The following is a 16,377-nucleotide window of genomic DNA, read 5'->3' as shown; positions in this document are numbered from 1 at the left end:
GCGGTACAGCCGTGAACACTTTTAGCGTTTATATTAGACCCAGCTTTTATTAGCTCTTTTATTACTTCTGGGTTTGAGTTATCAACTGCATGACTCAAAACTGTATTATCATTAATATCTTTAGCGTTTACATCAGCTCCCGCTTTGATAAGCTCTGCGATTACATCAGGGCTTGGGTTGCTATAAACAGCTCTCATTAAAGCCGTTCTATCATCAATATCTTTAGCGTTTACATTAGCCCCGTTTGCGATGGCTTTTTTGACTTCTTCTAAAGTCCCTTTTTTGCACAACTGAATAAAATCTTCATCACTCATCGCAAAAGCCGAGACAGACAATAACAAACTCACCAACAATACTGAAATTACAATCGAAAAGAGTTTAAACATCATGCGACCTAAAAAAATGTTAAAAGTTGTAAGAAATTGAGGTAATGGAAATTTGTGCTATAGCCTCTTTTATTTCGCCCCGGCTTTTGTTAATATTTCTATTGCGTCTGTATTATTGTTTCTTTTGGCGAGGTCTAAAGCTGTGTTGCCATCTTTATCTTTAGCGTTTACGTCAGCTCCGGCTTTAATAAGGTCAAAAATTACTTCATGGATTGGGTTTGGAATACCGACTGCACCCATCAAAACTGTCTTACCATCGTTATTTTTAGCGTTTACGTCAGCTCCGGCTTTAATTAGTTCTTTTATCACTTCAAGAGGCGGATTGCTAGTGTTGCTTGCCCACATCAAAGCTGTCTCGCCATGTATATTTTTCGCATTCACGTCAGCTCCGGCTTTAATTAGTTCCACAACTATTTCATGGGCTGATTCATATCTTAAAAGAGCAGACATCAAAGGCGTTGCACCTTCTTCGTTTTGTGCATTTATATTAGCACCGTTTGCTATTTCTTCTTTTACTTCCTTTTCCCAACCCTGTAAACAAAACTCGATAAATTCTTTATCATTCATCGCAAAAGCCGAAGCAGAAAATAAAAAACTGATCAAAAATATGGAAATTATTATCAAAAAGCGTTTAAGCATTTTATAATCCTTATTCATAAAGATTTAGGTAAAGTTTTTAGGCGTAGAAAAAATAATAAAAAAATAAAAAATAACGTAAATAAAATATGTTGCGTTATTTCGCCCCGGCCTTTGTTAATATTTCTATTGCGTCTGTATTATTGTTTTGCTTGGCAATATCTAAAGCTGTGTTGCCATCTTTATCTTTAGCGTTTAGGTCAGCTCCGGCTTTAATCAGCTGCTCTGTGATTATTTCAGGGGTTAAATTTCTCCAAGTTGCCATTATCAAAGCTGTTTTGCCATCTTTGTCTTTAACATTAACATCAGCCCCAACTTTAATAAGCTCTGTGATTATTTCAGGGTTTGAATTTCTCCAAGTTGCCATTATCAAAGCTGTTTTGCCATCTTTGTCTTTAGCATTAACATCAGCCCCAACTTTAATAAGTTCTGTTATTATCGCAGGTTTTGAGTTTTTAAGATTTGAGTTTGTAAACGCGACAATCATCAAAGCTGTCCTGCCTATATTAGTTTTAGCATTAACATCAGCACCAGCTTGGATGAGTTTGATAATTATTTCAAGGTTTGGCTTTTTAACTTTGTCAACTGCCCCCATCAAAGCTGTATCACCATTGTTATCTTTAGCATTAACATCAGCACCAGCTTTAATAAGTTCTGTTATTATCGCAGGTTTTGAGTTTTTAAGATTTGAGTTTGTAAACGCGACAATCATCAAAGCTGTCCTGCCTATATTAGTTTTAGCATTAACATCAGCACCAGCTTGGATGAGTTTGATAATTATTTCAAGGTTTGGCTTTTTAACTTTGTCAACTGCCCCCATCAAAGCTGTATCACCATTGTTATCTTTAGCATTAACATCAGCACCAGCTTTAATAAGTTCTGTTATTATCGCAGGTTTTGAGTTTTTAAGATTTGAGTTTGTAAACGCGACAATCATCAAAGCTGTCCTGCCTATATTAGTTTTAGCATTAACATCAGCACCAGCTTGGATGAGTTTGATAATTATTTCAAGGTTTGGCTTTTTAACTTTGTCAACTGCCCCCATCAAAACTGTTTTACCATTATTATCTTTAGCATTCACGTCAGCGCCTGATCTAATAAGCTCTGTTATTACCTCAGGATCCATGTTCCAAGTGGCATTCATCAAAACTGTTCTGCCATCTTTGTCTTTAACATTTACGTCAGCCCCGGCTTTAATTAGTTCTGTTATTATTTCAGGATTTGGGTTATGTGAAGCTGCCGACATTAAGGGTGTTTTGTTATCTCCATTTTTAGCATTTATATTAGCACCGTTTGCGATGGCTTTTTTGACTTCGTCTATTGTTCCTAATTCACACAACTTAATAAACTCTTTATCATCCATAGCAAAAGCCGAGACAGAAAATAAAAAACTGATCAAAAATACGGCGGTTATAATCGAAAAGCGTTTTGACATTTTATAACCCTTATTCATAAAGATTAGGCAAAGATTTTAGGTGTAGAAAAAATAAAAAATAACGTAAATAAAATAGGTTGTGTTATTTCGCCCCGGCCTTTGTTAATATTTCTATACATTTTGAAGCGTATGGCATGTCTTTGGCGATATCTAAAGCTGTTCTACCATCTTTATCTTTAGCGTTTAGGTCAGCACCAGATTGAATAAGTTCAACAACCAACTCAAAAATTCCTCTATAAACCGCTCTCATTAAAGCCGTCTCGCCATCGAAATTTTTCGCATTAACGTCAGCTCCGGCTTTAATTAGTTCTTTGATTACCCAATGGTCTGCCTTCATCAAAGCTGTATCTCCCTGCTTATCTTTAGCGTTTACGTCTGCTCCAGATTTAATTAGTTCTTTTATCACTTCAAGAGCCGGAGAGCTAGCCCCGATTGCCAACATCAAAGCTGTCTGACCATCTAACGAGGTTGCATTAACATCTTCTCCGGCTTTAATTAGCTCTGCTATAATATCAGGATTTTTTTGATAAAGAGCCGCCGACATCAAAACTGTCGTTCCCCACTTATCTTTCGCATTAACCTTAGCCCCAGCTTTAATAAGTGCTGTTAAAACTAAAGGGTTGCCGTTAAAAGCAGCGGCATCCATCAAAGCTGTATTGCCATAATTACTTCTCGCATTAACATCAGCTCCAGCTTTAATAAACTCTTTTATTACAGTAGGGCTATTTTTCCTGCTTGCCCACATCAAGGCTGTCATTCCGTCTTCATCTTTAGCATTCACATCTGCACCAGCTTTAATTAGTTCTGTTATTACAGCAGGGTTTGAGTTAACCATGGCTGCGAGCATTAAAGCTGTAGTACCACTTTGAATTTTAGCATTCACAGCAGCTCCATTTGTGATGGCTTTTTTGACCTCTTCTAAAGTCCCCTTTCCGCACAACTGAATAAATTCTTCATCACTCATCGCAAAAGCCGAAACAGAAAACAACAAACTCACCAACAAGACGGAAATAATCATCAAAAAGCGTTTTGACATTTTATAACCCTCATTCATAAAGATTTTAAGGAAGCATTGATTAAATGGCACTTTGGAAACGTGCAGTTATTTTGCTTGGCAAGGCACGAGTTTTTTTTAAAGCAAGAGTGGACTCTTCCGTCCATGACTGTTTCAAAAAAAGCGAAGTAACACCGCCAAGCGGAATAAATCAGCGTTTCCCTAAACTTACATGCCTCGTAAGCGTTCCGCCAACAAGGTATAGCGTTTTCTCATGTTATTATTGCTAACAGCGATATTCACGGCCTTTGGTTCGCCGACTAAAACAACGAGTTTTTTCCCTCGAGTAACGCCTGTATAAACCAAATTACGTTGAAGCAAGACATAATGTTGAGTCAAAATAGGCAAGACAATAACGGGATATTCAGAACCTTGAGATTTATGTACTGAAATCGCATAGGCCGGAACTAATTCGTCTAACTCTTCAAAAGTATATAAAACATTGCGGTCTTCAAAAGATACAACCAGGTCTTTGTCTTCAAGATCAATACTGCTAATCCTGCCCATATCGCCATTAAAAACTTCTTTGTCGTAGTTATTGCGTATTTGCATAACTTTATCATGCAGGCGAAACTGTCTTTCGCCACGCTTTAATAAAATACGTTGGGGGTTTAAAGCCTCTTGTAAGCGTAAATTAAGATTAACCGCTCCAACTATGCCTTTATTCATCGGGGTTAAAACCTGAATATCTTCTATCGAATTAAACCCAAAATGATAAGGAATACGTTTTTTGACTAAATCAACAATTAAATCTGCGACTAATTCGGGGTTTGACTCTTTAAAAAAATAAAAATCAGATTGATGTTCTAATTTATAAGAAATATTAGGCATTTTGCCGTGATTGATTAAATGAGCGTTACAAATAATTTCACTTTCGGCCGCCTGACGAAATATCTCAATCAATTCAACAACTTTAACCGTCTTAGACGTAATCAAGTCTCTTAATACGTTACCCGGCCCAACAGAAGGAAGCTGATTCACATCACCCACAAAGACCACGGTCGCCCCCAACGGAATAGCTTTTAATAAGTGATACATGAGCATGGTATCGAGCATGGAAGCTTCATCAAGCACTAATAAACCACAAGCTAAAGGGTTGTCCGAGTTGCGTGCAAAACCGTCTTCTTTGGGGCTATATTCTAAAAGTCGGTGAATGGTGCGAGCTTCTAAATCTGTCGCTTCGCTCATGCGTTTAGCGGCTCTACCCGTTGGGGCGGCGAGTAAGATGCGAGCTTTAACCGTTTGAAAAACTTTTATAATCGCTTTAATGATTGTGGTTTTACCCGTTCCCGGCCCACCTGTAATCACCAACACTTTTGAATTTAAAGACGCTCTAACGGCTTCTTCTTGTTCGGGTGCAAGTTTTAAGGCAACCTGTTTTAAACCTGTATCCATACTTTTTTCAATATCCGAAAAACTCACAGATTTTGGAGAATTTAACAAGCGACTAAGATAATAAGAAATTTTAGATTCGTAGTGATGATAACGTGAAATATAAATGGCTTCATCAGGATAGTCGTCATCGTCACTGCTTGAAGTATCCAAAGTGTTACTCGGTAGAGTTTCGAGCTTAATTAAACCTTCTTCAACTAAATCAGGAATAATAGAATCAAGCAACTCAGGGTCAAGGTCGAGCTTTTTGGCGGTTAAAGCAATCAACGCCCTCTTGGGGTAATAAACATGCCCGTCATCAGCGGATTGATTTAAGGTATAAAGCAGAGCGGCACTCGCCCTTAAAGGACTATCTTTTTCAAAGCCAAGCTTCATAGCGATTTGATCAGCCGTAATAAAACCGATTCCATGCAAGTCCATAGCGAGGCGATAAGGGTTATCTCTAACTACTTCAAGGGCAGATTGACCATAATGTTTATAAATTCTAACCGCATAAGTTGTGCTTACACCGTGGGGTTGTAAAAACATAATCAAGTTGCGTACGCCTTGATGTTCCTTCCAACCGTTGGCGATAGCTTCGGCTAACTTGGGGCTAACTCCCGGAGCTTCGGTTAAACGTTCCGGTGCGTTATCTAAAATATCTAAGGTTTTATCGCCAAAATGTTGAACTACTCGGCTCGCCAGACGCGTCCTAACTCCCTTAATTAAACCGGAACCAAGATAGTGTAAAATGCCTTGAGCGGTAGCGGGCAAGATAGATTCAAATGTGGTGATCTGAAACTGGCGACCAAACTGGGCGTTATTCACCCAACTCCCCGTTAATTTTAAACCCGTTCCGGGTTGTGGGTCGGGCATAGCACCGACAGCAGTAACGAGTTCGCTTTGATTAGCCACTTTTAAGCGTAAAACAGTCCAGCCATTTTCAGCATTATGAAAAACAACACGTTCTAAAGTGCCTTCAATTTCTCTTTTAAGCTCGTTAAGTTGAGCAACACTCAAGAGTTCGAGTTGTTGAACTGATTCTTGTTTGATATTTTGAGGGGTTTGTTTAATGGTATTTTCTTTTGTGATTTTTGTTGTACGCTTTTTCAACAGCAAACTGCCTTTTTAAGAAATATGTATTTTGATAAGAACACTGTGGACTTGTGGCTTTGGGGTAGAACCCTTGAAGCATCATTTTTAGGCTGATGTTGAGAGGCTGTCAAGTTTACTCAATTTAATTAGAGAAAAGGTAAATCACACAATTAAAGCGGAGTCCAAGCTTGTAAAAGTTTTTGACAAAGTATACACTTAAAAAAGTTTTTTAAATTACATTAATATTAAATAATATGGATTTCGGAGTTATATTTGAAGAAAATACGTCTGATTGCAATTGGGAAATTAAAAACACCCTTTTTCAAAGAAGCGGCAAAACACTATTTATGGCGTATTCAACACCATTTAAGTTTTGAAGAAGTTAACCCTAAAGACGCTGATCCAAAACTTCCGGTAGCGGAAGCGATAAAACAAGAAGGTCAAAATATTTTGGCTTGTTTAAAAAGTTCTGATATTGTGATTTGTCTTGATGAAAAAGGTAAAGAATTTACCTCGGAAGCTTTTGCTAATTTTTTAGAACAAATCAGCGAAAACCAGAGTTTTTGCCCAACTTTTATTATTGGCGGGGCTTTCGGATTGTCTGAGGCTGTTAAAAAACAGGCGAAATATACTATAAGTTTAAGTAAAATGACCCTGCCACACGAGTTGGCAAGAGTATTTTTTTTGGAACAGCTTTACAGGGCTGATGCAATTTTACGAAAAAGCCCTTATCATCACGTATAACACTTGCCTTGCTCGAAATAAATAATAAAAAATTGAAATATAAAGGATAAATCGATGGAACTTACTCGTATTGAGTTAACAACTAAAACAGAAGATGTTGATTTGCTGACTGCTTATCTTTCCGCTGAATTACGTTGCGGTTGGGAAGAACAAGAATTAGGCGAGATCAGCAAATGTGTTTTACATTTCGACAGCAAAAATGCCGCACAAGAATTAATTGATAAAATCACCAAAGATATGCCCCAAATAAAGCTCGAAAAATCAACAGTGCCTCAAACCAACTGGATCGAAGCATGGAAGGAATTTTTTACGCCCGTGATTTGCGGAAAACATTTTATTGTTTTAGCTCCTTGGATGGAAAAAGAAAAAGAAGAGGCAACAAAAAACGGACGTTTCGCTATTGTGATTGAACCAAAAACTGCATTCGGAACAGGGCATCACGCAACGACAGCTCTTTGTTTAAAGGCTTTTTCTCGCTTATTGGAAGAAGGAAAAGTTAAAACAGGACAACGCTTTTTAGATTTGGGAACTGGTTCCGGAATTTTGGCAATCGGAGCAGCAAGCCAAGGTTTAAGCGGTTTAGCTTTAGATATTGATATAATGGCGATTGAAAACGCCTTAGAAAACGCAGGGTTAAACCACGTTGAATCTAAAATAGAAATTCGTCGTGGTAGTCTTGGTCCAAAATTTACAACGGATAATCCCGAAGTCGGAGACGGAGAATATGACGGCGAAAGTCCTGTAACAGAAGAATTTGATTTGATTTTTGCTAATATTTTGGCTGAACCTTTAAAAATGCTCTCACCTCATATTGTAAAACAATTGAAAAAAGGTGGAATTTTAATATTATCGGGCATTTTAAAAACTCAAGCCGAAGCCGTCGCCGAAGTTTATAAAAAAGAAGGGCTAAACGCCCCTGAAATTCAAACAGAAGCCGATTGGGCATCTTTACTTTTTGTAAAATAAACAAAGTCAAAAACTGCACAGGATATATAAATGAGCGAGCGAGAAAAAAAACTGCTGGCATATTATGAAGCTTTAAATGCACATTTTGGCACAAAAACTTGGTGGCGAGCCGACAGCCCCTTTGAAGTTTCTATTGGGGCGATTTTAACTCAAAATACGGCTTGGACAAATGTTGAAAAAGCGATTAAAAATTTAAAAGACCAACAATGTTTAAACCCAAAGTTGATGTTTGAACTCTCCGAAGCTGAACTAGCAGAGTTAATCAAACCAGCCGGCTTTTTTCGAGTTAAAACAAAACGCATAAAAAACTTTTTGACTTTTTTAAAACAAGAGAGTTTATTGGCAAAAGTTGATTTTTCCGACACCAATTTATTCTATCTTAATGAATATTTACACGAAGAATTAAGAGAAAAGCTTCTTAAAATTTCAGGAATTGGCAACGAAACAGCAGATACGGTTTTACTTTATGCTTTAAATCAGCCGGCTTTTGTGATAGATGCTTATACAGCAAGAGTTTTTTCTCGCCACGCTTTAGTGGAAAGCGAAATTAATTATTTAGATTTACAAACCTTTTTTACTGACGTGTTACCTTTGGATACAAAATTATACAGTGATTATCATGCCCTTATCGTTCAGGTTGCAAAAGATTATTGTTTAAAAACTAAACCTCGCTGTGAAACTTGTCCTTTAAAGAGCTTTTTGGAACATGAACCTTTTATTTAACAACTTATCAATAAAACCTTTAGTTTTTGAAAAGAGTAAACCATATAAGTTATGGCTTGCGCTATGCTTTTGTGTTTTTATTTTGACTATAACAGCTTGTGATATAAAGGAAACCTTAGCCGCTCCAAGCGGGGCAAATTTAAAAAAAGCCCTACAAGCGGAAGAAAAAAAAGCCAAAGAACGCCGAGAAAAAATCTCACGCTTAATCGGAGAAGAAAAAAATATTAGCCAAGACTTGGCAGCCACAGAAAAAGAAATGTTCGCTTTAAACAAAAACCTTGAAGAAGCCGAAAAAAAACTGGCGACTTTAAGTGTTGCCGAAGATGATGTTAAAAAAGACTATCAACGTCTTTTAAATGAACAAAAAAAAATCGAACGGGCAATGCAAGAAACGTTGCGTTTACTTTGGGATCTAGCAAGCAAGGAAGAAGCCGTCGGTTTTAAAGACCTGCCTGACTGGCATGTTTCAGAGCGTGAATATAGTTGGAGTAAAGAGCTTTTTTCTCTTTTAAATACACAAAAACAAGAACTTGTTGCAAAGGCACAGGAAATCGCCGAGACCTTAGGTAAACGAGAAAGTTTGGCGGCTGAGGCAAAAAAACAATTGCGTTTGGTTAATATTGATAAAAATAAGCTTTTAAAAAGCCAAATTAAGTTTAAAAACAAAATAGCCGAGTTGCGTAAAGAAAAAAAGACAACCGAAGCCGAACTTGATGATGTTTTAGATTTAATCAAAGATTTAAACATTAAAATCGAAAACGTCGCCGAACAAGGCTCGCTAGAAAATCTTAAAGACAAGCTTAATTGGCCCGTACAAGGAAAATTGGTCAAAGCTTTTAACCCTAATGCCTCTCCTCCCGTGCGTGGCGTTGGTCTTTCCACGAAAGATAAAGCAGAGGTAAGTGCCATCGCTTACGGAAAAGTCGTGCATGAGGATCTTTTACGAGGCTTTGGACGAGTTGTAATTTTAATGCACAACGGGGCTTATTATACGCTTTATGCTTATTTAAGCGAGAGCAAAGTAAACGTTGGCGACGAAGTAAAAAGAGGACAAACAATAGGTCGAACGGGCTATTACCCGGATATTAACGGACCCGGTTTATATTTTGAATTACGCTCTCATCAAAAAACAATCAATCCGGCACAATGGTGTAAATAACTTGAATTTTTCACAATCAACAACAGTGTTTCTTATGAATATAATAAAAAGATTAAAAACAACTGCAAAAAACTTAAAGATAAACTTTTTGCAGTCTAAAAAATATATTATACTTTGCGTATCTTTGATCTGTTTAGGCGGTTGCAATCTTGCACCGACGCAAAACTTTTTTGGTTCTTTTTTTCCGGCTTGGCTATATTGCATCGTTTTTGGCATTATTGCCACGGCGCTTTCTCGCAAGCTATTGATTTTTTTAAAAATTGATCAATATTTAAAAATGCGGGTTCTGGTTTATTTTGCTATGGCTTTAGCTTATATTTTTTTGGCATGGTTACTTGTTTTTACTGATATCTTAACACAATTTGTTTTTTAGGAATATATAATGTTTGGTTCAAAAGAAAAAATCGGACACAGCTTATCGATTTTTATTATTGTTTTGGCTGTTATTTTGGCAGGCTATGTTTTTTGGTATACAACTAAAAACCCGCGTACCGATGATGCCTATATTTGGGCAGAAACAATCACTGTTTCGCCAGAGGTTAGCGGAAGCGTAAAAGAAATTTTTATTGAAAACAATCAATTGGTTCAAAAAGGGCAATTATTGTTCAGCCTCAACTCTGAAATCTATGAACTTAAAGTAGCACAGGCAAAATCTCAACTTGCTACCCTAGAAGAACAGTTGTTGTTGGCAAACGAAGCTCAAAACTCAAGCGTACAAACAAATTACGGTTCTCTAATCAGTATAGAAAAGGCGTTAGTCAACTTAAAGCTTGCCAATGAACACTTAGTTCGCCAAGAAATTCTCAATGAACAAGGGTTAGTAACCAAAGAAAGCGTACAAGAAGCTCAAAAAAACAAAAAAGAGGCAGAGTTGGTTTATCAACGAGCCTTAGCAAGCGGTACAAAAAATAAAAAAGAAACAGATACGGGACGCAACACTCTTGAAGCTCAACTTGAAACAGCCAGAATAGATTTAAAAGCGGCTCAAAAAAGATTAAAAGATACTCAAATTATCGCCCCTTTTGACGGAAAAGTCGGCAATATAAAAATTGCGGTAGGTGAATACGTTAACATCGCTCAACCTGTGTTTACCTTGATAAACACCAATAACTGGTATGTTATCGCCAATTTCAGAGAAACAGAACTAAAAAATATACAGCCCAACGACCCTGTTACCGTTTATGTTATGACCAACAACAATCACCCCTTAAAAGGTATTGTGCAAAGCATTGATTGGGGCGTACTTCCCGAAACATATAAAACAGATGAAATCGGTTTACCTCGTGTTTCTCGTTCTCTTAACTGGGTTAGAGTCGCACAAAAATTTCCTGTCAGAATTTTAATAAAAGACCCCCCGCTTGAACTTATGCGAGTCGGTGGATCAGCTTCAGTAATTATCCACCCGGAAAAGTAAAAGATAACAGTCAAGATAGAAGAAGACTGAAGTAACAAAATAAAAAGCTGATTGAAAATCAAAATGAAATAGCAATTTTTTATAGCATATTATTTTTTAACATTTAACCATTTTTGAGAGTTGTATCATGTTGAAACGTGTTCTAATTCTAGTTTCTGCATTATTTTTAAATCTTTTATTTTCTGTTGTGGCTTTTACTATTGATAATTCAGAGTTTTTGCGATTGTGTGAAACAGGCACTTTGGAAGAAGTTGAAAAAGCTATAAAAAACGGGGCTGATTTAAACGCTAGAGATAGATTTGGCAAGGTGGATAGACCTTTGATGTTTTTTGCTGTACGCAATAAAAATTCTGCTGTAGTAACAGCCCTTATTAAAGCCGGAGCTGATGTTAATGCTAGAGACGAAAATAATAACACTGCTTTAATAAATATGACTCTAAACACTTCCAATCTTCCTATTATCAAGGAACTTATTAGAGGCGGGGCTGATGTGAATGCTGCAAACAATAAAGGTATAACTGCTTTAATGACTCCTGCTCAATATCATTCCGATCCTGACGTTATCAAAGAGCTGATTAAAGCTGGAGCTAATGTTAATGCCAAAGATAAAACGGGTAGCACACCTTTAATGATGGCAGTTAATAACACTTCGCCTAGCTCAAACGATGCTGTAATTAAAGAACTTATCAAAGCAGGCGCTGATGTTAATGCTGAAGGCAAGAGAGGTATAACGGCCTTGGTGATTGCTTCCGGAAAACGCTCAAGCCCTGATGCATTAAAAGAGCTTGTTAAAGCAGGAGCTGATGTCAATGCGGGAAAGGACGGAAATATAACTGCTTTGATGTCTGCAGCCTATGAGAACCCAAACACAGTTATTATTGAAGAACTCCTTAAACTCGGTGCTGATGTTAATGCTAAAGATGGATTTGGTAAGACGGCTTTAATGTATGCATCTGAACACAACTCATATCCTCCAGTGATCACAGCACTTATAAAAGCCGGCTCTGAGGTTAATGCAAGTGCTAAATATGATACTGGCAGGACAGCTTTGATGTACGCTGTTCAACTTAACTCAAACCCCAACATTTTCAAAGAGCTTCTTAAGAACGGGGCTGATGTGCACGCTACAAACAACTTAGGTCAGACTGTCCTGATGACGGCGACTTATGGATTTGCCAATTCTGAAATAATATTAGAACTCCTTAAAGTCGGAGTTGACGTAAACGTTAAAGACAAATATGACAACACGGCTTTGATGTCAGCTACCTTGAACCAGCATCATGATGCAGTAACAGCCCTTATAAAAGCCGGGGCTGATGTTAATGCTAAAAATAAAGATGGAGTGACGGCTTTAATGAATGTAAATGCTTCAAACCCAGAAATAATGATTCCAGAACTCCTCAAAGCGGGTGCTGATATAAACGCTAAAGATAAATATGGTAACACAGCTTTAGCTATAGCCAAAATAAAAAATAACAAATATGCAATAGAAGAGTTAATTAAAGCCGGGGCTAAGTTTTAAAACTTATTTTTACAAAGCCGTTTTTTAATATATTCCGGCTTTCATTAAATTATATTTTTGTTCTCTTAATATAACGCAAGTTTTTTTTATATCTTATGGCAAGTGTCTGATAAACTGATATGTGTTAAAAATACTCTCAACGCTCAAAGACTCACAAGCGTGTGGAGGGTCATTTTCTGTAAATCCGTTTGGTCGCAAGTCAAAACAACGTAGAGAGCCAAACTTATCTGTAAATTGTTTAGCAAAAAGATAACAAGCTTGTGAAATTTCTTGATCTGTTTTCCCTTTTTCAGATAAATAGATCCCAATAAACATTAATGCACCTTCAACTAAACCGCATTGAGCCCTGAAACATCCCGCTCCATGCAGCCCAATAGCCGCATTCATTGTTTGTTTATCTATTTTAAGATCAAACAGTTCACTCAAGCAACTCATTGTTGTTCTTGCACAATTCATATCAACGTCCCAATATAACCGGTGAACTTTTTCCGCAATCTCTATTATTGGCATTTTATATATCCTATGTGCTTGTCGTTAATAACATTTTAAATTTGTCAGAAACTTGTATTGTGTTCTTTTATCATATTTTTTTCAAACATAAGTAAAAAACATATTGCTAACAAGTAAAAAAAACAACACCCAAAAATTTATTGTAAACTTTGGGTGTTGTTATAATATCATAATTTTTAGGCTAATCTGTGTTTTCTTTATCTCTTAGTTTTGGATCAAATAACTTTTCAACCAAGACAAAGAACAACGGTACAAAGAAAATCGCCAAAACAGTCGCCGAGAGCATACCGCCAAAAACACCTGTTCCGAGGGCATTTTGAGCTCCTGAACCTGCTCCTGAACTTATAACAAGCGGTAAAACCCCAAGCATAAAGGCAAAAGAGGTCATTAAAATCGGGCGTAAGCGCATTCTGGCGGCTTCTAAAGCGGCTTCGCTCAAGCTACGTCCTTGTTCAAACAGTTCTTTGGCAAATTCAACAATCAAAATAGCGTTCTTTGCCGATAAACCAACTGTTGTCAACAAGCCAACTTGGAAATAAACGTCGTTACTAAGCCCTCTTAAAGTCATTGCCAAAACCGAGCCGAATACCCCAAGCGGAACAACCAACATAACCGCAAGAGGAATTGACCAACTTTCATATAAGGCGGCTAAACATAAAAATACGAAGATTAAAGAAATCGCATAAAGCATCGGGGCTTGAGCTCCCGCATTTTTTTCTTCAAAAGACATACCTGTCCATTCAAAGCCTATACCATTTGGCAATTGTTTTACAAATTTTTCCATTGTGAGCATAGCAATACCGGAACTAAAGCCCGGAGTCGCCCCACCTTCAATTTGCATGGCAGGAAAACCGTTATAACGCTCAAGACGTGGCGGTCCATAACCCCACGCAGTAGACGCAAAAGAAGGAAACGCCACCATATCGCCTTTCATATTACGCACATACCATTTATTTAGGTCTTCCGGCAACATACGAAACGGAGCATCAGCTTGCATAAATACTTTTTTTGTCCGCCCTCTGTCCAAGAAATCGTTAATATAGTTTCCGCCAAGAGCTGACCCTATAGTATGGTTAATATCACCGAGAGACAAACCAAAAGCTCCGGCTTTTTGAACATCAACATTAATACTGTATTGAGACGTATCATCTTGTCCGTTTCTACGAATACCGCCAATAATCGGAGCCTCTCCGTTTTTCTTTTTAATACGAGCGTCTTCTTCAATAAGCTCCTTAAGCATTCTCCAAGCCTTAACGAGCTCTTCATGCCCCAAAGAAGCACGATCTTGCAACTCGAGAGTAAAACCGGTTGCATGGCTAAGTTCCATAATAGCCGGAGGCGGAACAGAATACACCATAGCATCTTTTATTTGAGAAAGATTCATATTAACTCGCCCAGCCACAGCAGCAGCACTAAGCTCAGGACTTTTGCGTTCGCTCCAGTCTTTTAAACGCACAAAGACCATGCCCATGCTTTGTCCGTTACCGGCAAAGCTAAAACCGTTAACCGATAAGGCTGATGCTACGGCATCTTTTTCTGCCGTAAGATAATGGCTAGATACCTGTTCCAAAACTCTTGCCGTATGTTCTTGGGTAGAACCCGAAGGTAAAATAACCAAAGTAAATAAAAAGCCTTGGTCTTCTTCCGGTAAAAACGAAGTGGGCAGGCGTATAAAAAGGACGGATAAAGCACCAATAATCACAAGATAAAGCCCCAAAGAACGTACCCAACGAGGAAACATTCCGCCAACAATACGAATATAGACCCTGTTAAAAGCATCAAAATAGCGGTTAAACACGCCAAAAAATCCCGTTGTGGCGTAACCATGACCCTTTTTAGTCGGTTTTAACATGGTTGCACACAAGGCAGGCGTAAAAACAATCGCAACAATAACCGAAAGAACCATAGCCGCAACAATGGTAATAGAAAACTGTTTATAAATTATCCCCGTTGAACCGCTAAAAAATGCCATCGGTATAAATACTGTGGTTAAAACCATGGCAACACCGACTAAAGCTCCGGTAATCTGACCCATAGATTTTTTGGTTGCCTCTTTGGGCGATAAACCTTCTTCCGACATAATCCGTTCAACGTTTTCAACAACAACAATGGCATCATCGACCAAAAGTCCAATAGCAAGTACCATCGCAAACATGGTTAATGTATTGATCGAAAATCCAAAAGCCGCCAAAACAGCAAAAGTACCGAGTAAAACAACGGGAACAGCTAAAGTAGGAATTAAAGTCGCCCTAAAGTTTTGTAAAAACAAATACATAACTAAGAAAACCAAAACAATTGCTTCCAACAATGTTTTAACAACTTCATTAATTGCGATTCTTACAAACGGCGTTGTATCTAAAACAGTAACAATTTCCATTCCGTGAGGAAAAAACTTTTTCATCTCGTCTAGCTTGTCTCTTACTGCATCAGCCGTATTTAAAGCGTTTGCACCCGCAGCAAGCCTGATTGCCATACCGGTTGCCGGTGCATTATCAAAGCGTGTAAGAACATCATAGCTTTCTGCACCGATTTCAACCCTCGCCACATCTTTAAGAAAGACAGTCGAACCATCGGGGTTAACTCTAAGAATAATATTTTTAAATTCATCAACAGTTTGCAATTTTGTTTGAGCCGTAATAGTAACGTTAAGCTGTTGCCCTTTAACCGCAGGGGCACCACCTAATTGTCCGGCAGAAACTTGAGCGTTTTGAGCTAAAACAGCTTGTTCCACATCACTCGGCATCAAACTGTAACTTGCTAATTTATCAGGGTTAAGCCAAATACGCATGGCATATTGAGAACCAAAAACCGTAACATCACCCACCCCGTTGACTCGAGAAAGAGGGTCTTTAACGTTTGATATAACATAATCAGCCAAATCAAAGCCGTCCATGCTGTTATCAACAGAAACAAAACCAATAACCAATAAAAAACTTGAGGCCGCTTTACTTACACGAATTCCTTGTTGTTGAACCTGAGACGGTAATAGGGGCATAGCAAGTTGAAGTTTATTTTGCACCTGAACTTGAGCAATATCAGCGTTTGTACCGGCTTTAAAAGTTAAAGTAACCTTTGCCTCACCGCTTGAATCACTGGTTGATGACATATACTGAAGGTTATCAAGCCCGTTCATTTGCTGTTCAATCACCTGAACAACAGTATCACCAACGGTTTGAGCCGAAGCCCCCGGATAATAGGCATTAATTTCAATCGTTGGCGGTGCAATATTTGGATATTGGGCAACGGGTAAGTTATAAATAGCCAAAACCCCAACAAGCATAATAGAAATTGCGATAACCCATGCAAAAATAGGACGCTCAATAAAAAACTTTGCCATTTTATTCTCTTATCATTTTTAAAGC

The 16,377-nt window shown here is 37.9% G+C and carries 14 protein-coding genes; 7 read left to right on the top strand and 7 right to left on the bottom strand.

Annotated features, from left to right (window positions below; genetic code table 11):
- The 5 genes from BT999_RS07900 to recD2 form a co-directional block, all read right to left on the bottom strand.
- On the bottom strand, positions 1-389 hold a 389-nt coding region (locus BT999_RS07900), incomplete at its 3' end, for an ankyrin repeat domain-containing protein (protein ID WP_178139335.1).
- A 66-nt stretch (positions 390-455) separates the two neighbouring features.
- A complete protein-coding gene (locus BT999_RS07895) occupies positions 456-1,025 on the bottom strand; it encodes an ankyrin repeat domain-containing protein (protein WP_072697236.1) in 570 nt (189 codons plus the stop codon).
- A gap of 94 nt (positions 1,026-1,119) precedes the next feature.
- Entirely contained in the window at positions 1,120-2,457 is a 1,338-nt protein-coding gene (locus BT999_RS07890) for an ankyrin repeat domain-containing protein (protein ID WP_072697235.1), read from the bottom strand.
- Between the two features lie 82 nt (positions 2,458-2,539).
- Complete coding sequence (locus BT999_RS07885) at positions 2,540-3,493, bottom strand: ankyrin repeat domain-containing protein (protein ID WP_072697234.1); 954 nt, start codon at positions 3,491-3,493, stop codon at positions 2,540-2,542.
- A 186-nt stretch (positions 3,494-3,679) separates the two neighbouring features.
- Positions 3,680-5,902: an SF1B family DNA helicase RecD2 gene (gene recD2 / locus BT999_RS07880; protein ID WP_072697250.1), complete on the bottom strand. Its 2,223-nt coding sequence runs from the start codon at positions 5,900-5,902 to the stop codon at positions 3,680-3,682.
- A gap of 348 nt (positions 5,903-6,250) precedes the next feature.
- On the opposite strand from recD2, the gene BT999_RS07875 reads away from it, so the two are divergent.
- The 7 genes from BT999_RS07875 (at position 6,251) to BT999_RS07845 (ending at position 12,505) form a co-directional block, all read left to right on the top strand.
- Positions 6,251-6,721 (top strand): 23S rRNA (pseudouridine(1915)-N(3))-methyltransferase RlmH, encoded by a 471-nt coding sequence (locus BT999_RS07875; RefSeq protein WP_072697233.1) that lies wholly within the window; start codon positions 6,251-6,253, stop codon positions 6,719-6,721.
- A gap of 54 nt (positions 6,722-6,775) precedes the next feature.
- Positions 6,776-7,687, top strand: coding sequence for a 50S ribosomal protein L11 methyltransferase (locus BT999_RS07870; RefSeq protein WP_072697232.1), 912 nt, complete (start codon positions 6,776-6,778; stop codon positions 7,685-7,687).
- 30 nt (positions 7,688-7,717) lie between these two features.
- The gene (locus BT999_RS07865) at positions 7,718-8,410 is read left to right on the top strand and encodes an endonuclease III domain-containing protein (RefSeq protein ID WP_072697231.1); all 693 of its coding nucleotides are present in this window, start codon (positions 7,718-7,720) and stop codon (positions 8,408-8,410) included.
- A gap of 82 nt (positions 8,411-8,492) precedes the next feature.
- Positions 8,493-9,569 (top strand): murein hydrolase activator EnvC family protein, encoded by a 1,077-nt coding sequence (locus tag BT999_RS07860; RefSeq protein ID WP_178139334.1) that lies wholly within the window; start codon positions 8,493-8,495, stop codon positions 9,567-9,569.
- A 34-nt stretch (positions 9,570-9,603) separates the two neighbouring features.
- The gene (locus tag BT999_RS12730) at positions 9,604-9,942 is read left to right on the top strand and encodes a YtcA family lipoprotein (protein WP_084650647.1); all 339 of its coding nucleotides are present in this window, start codon (positions 9,604-9,606) and stop codon (positions 9,940-9,942) included.
- Positions 9,943-9,951: 9 nt separating this feature from the next.
- A complete protein-coding gene (locus BT999_RS07850; protein WP_072697229.1) occupies positions 9,952-10,983 on the top strand; it encodes an HlyD family efflux transporter periplasmic adaptor subunit in 1,032 nt (343 codons plus the stop codon).
- Positions 10,984-11,110: 127 nt separating this feature from the next.
- Entirely contained in the window at positions 11,111-12,505 is a 1,395-nt protein-coding gene (locus BT999_RS07845) for an ankyrin repeat domain-containing protein (RefSeq protein WP_072697228.1), read from the top strand.
- A gap of 93 nt (positions 12,506-12,598) precedes the next feature.
- Here BT999_RS07845 and BT999_RS07840 read toward each other — a convergent pair whose 3' ends face one another.
- Positions 12,599-13,015 (bottom strand): C-GCAxxG-C-C family protein, encoded by a 417-nt coding sequence (locus BT999_RS07840; protein WP_072697227.1) that lies wholly within the window; start codon positions 13,013-13,015, stop codon positions 12,599-12,601.
- 181 nt (positions 13,016-13,196) lie between these two features.
- Complete coding sequence (locus BT999_RS07835) at positions 13,197-16,352, bottom strand: efflux RND transporter permease subunit (protein ID WP_072697226.1); 3,156 nt, start codon at positions 16,350-16,352, stop codon at positions 13,197-13,199.
- Positions 16,353-16,377 lie beyond the last annotated feature (25 nt).

This window comes from Desulfovibrio litoralis DSM 11393 (genome assembly GCF_900143255.1).
GTDB classification, from domain to species: domain Bacteria; phylum Desulfobacterota; class Desulfovibrionia; order Desulfovibrionales; family Desulfovibrionaceae; genus Frigididesulfovibrio_A; species Frigididesulfovibrio_A litoralis.
This window is presented reverse-complemented; position numbering and strand designations above follow the sequence as displayed.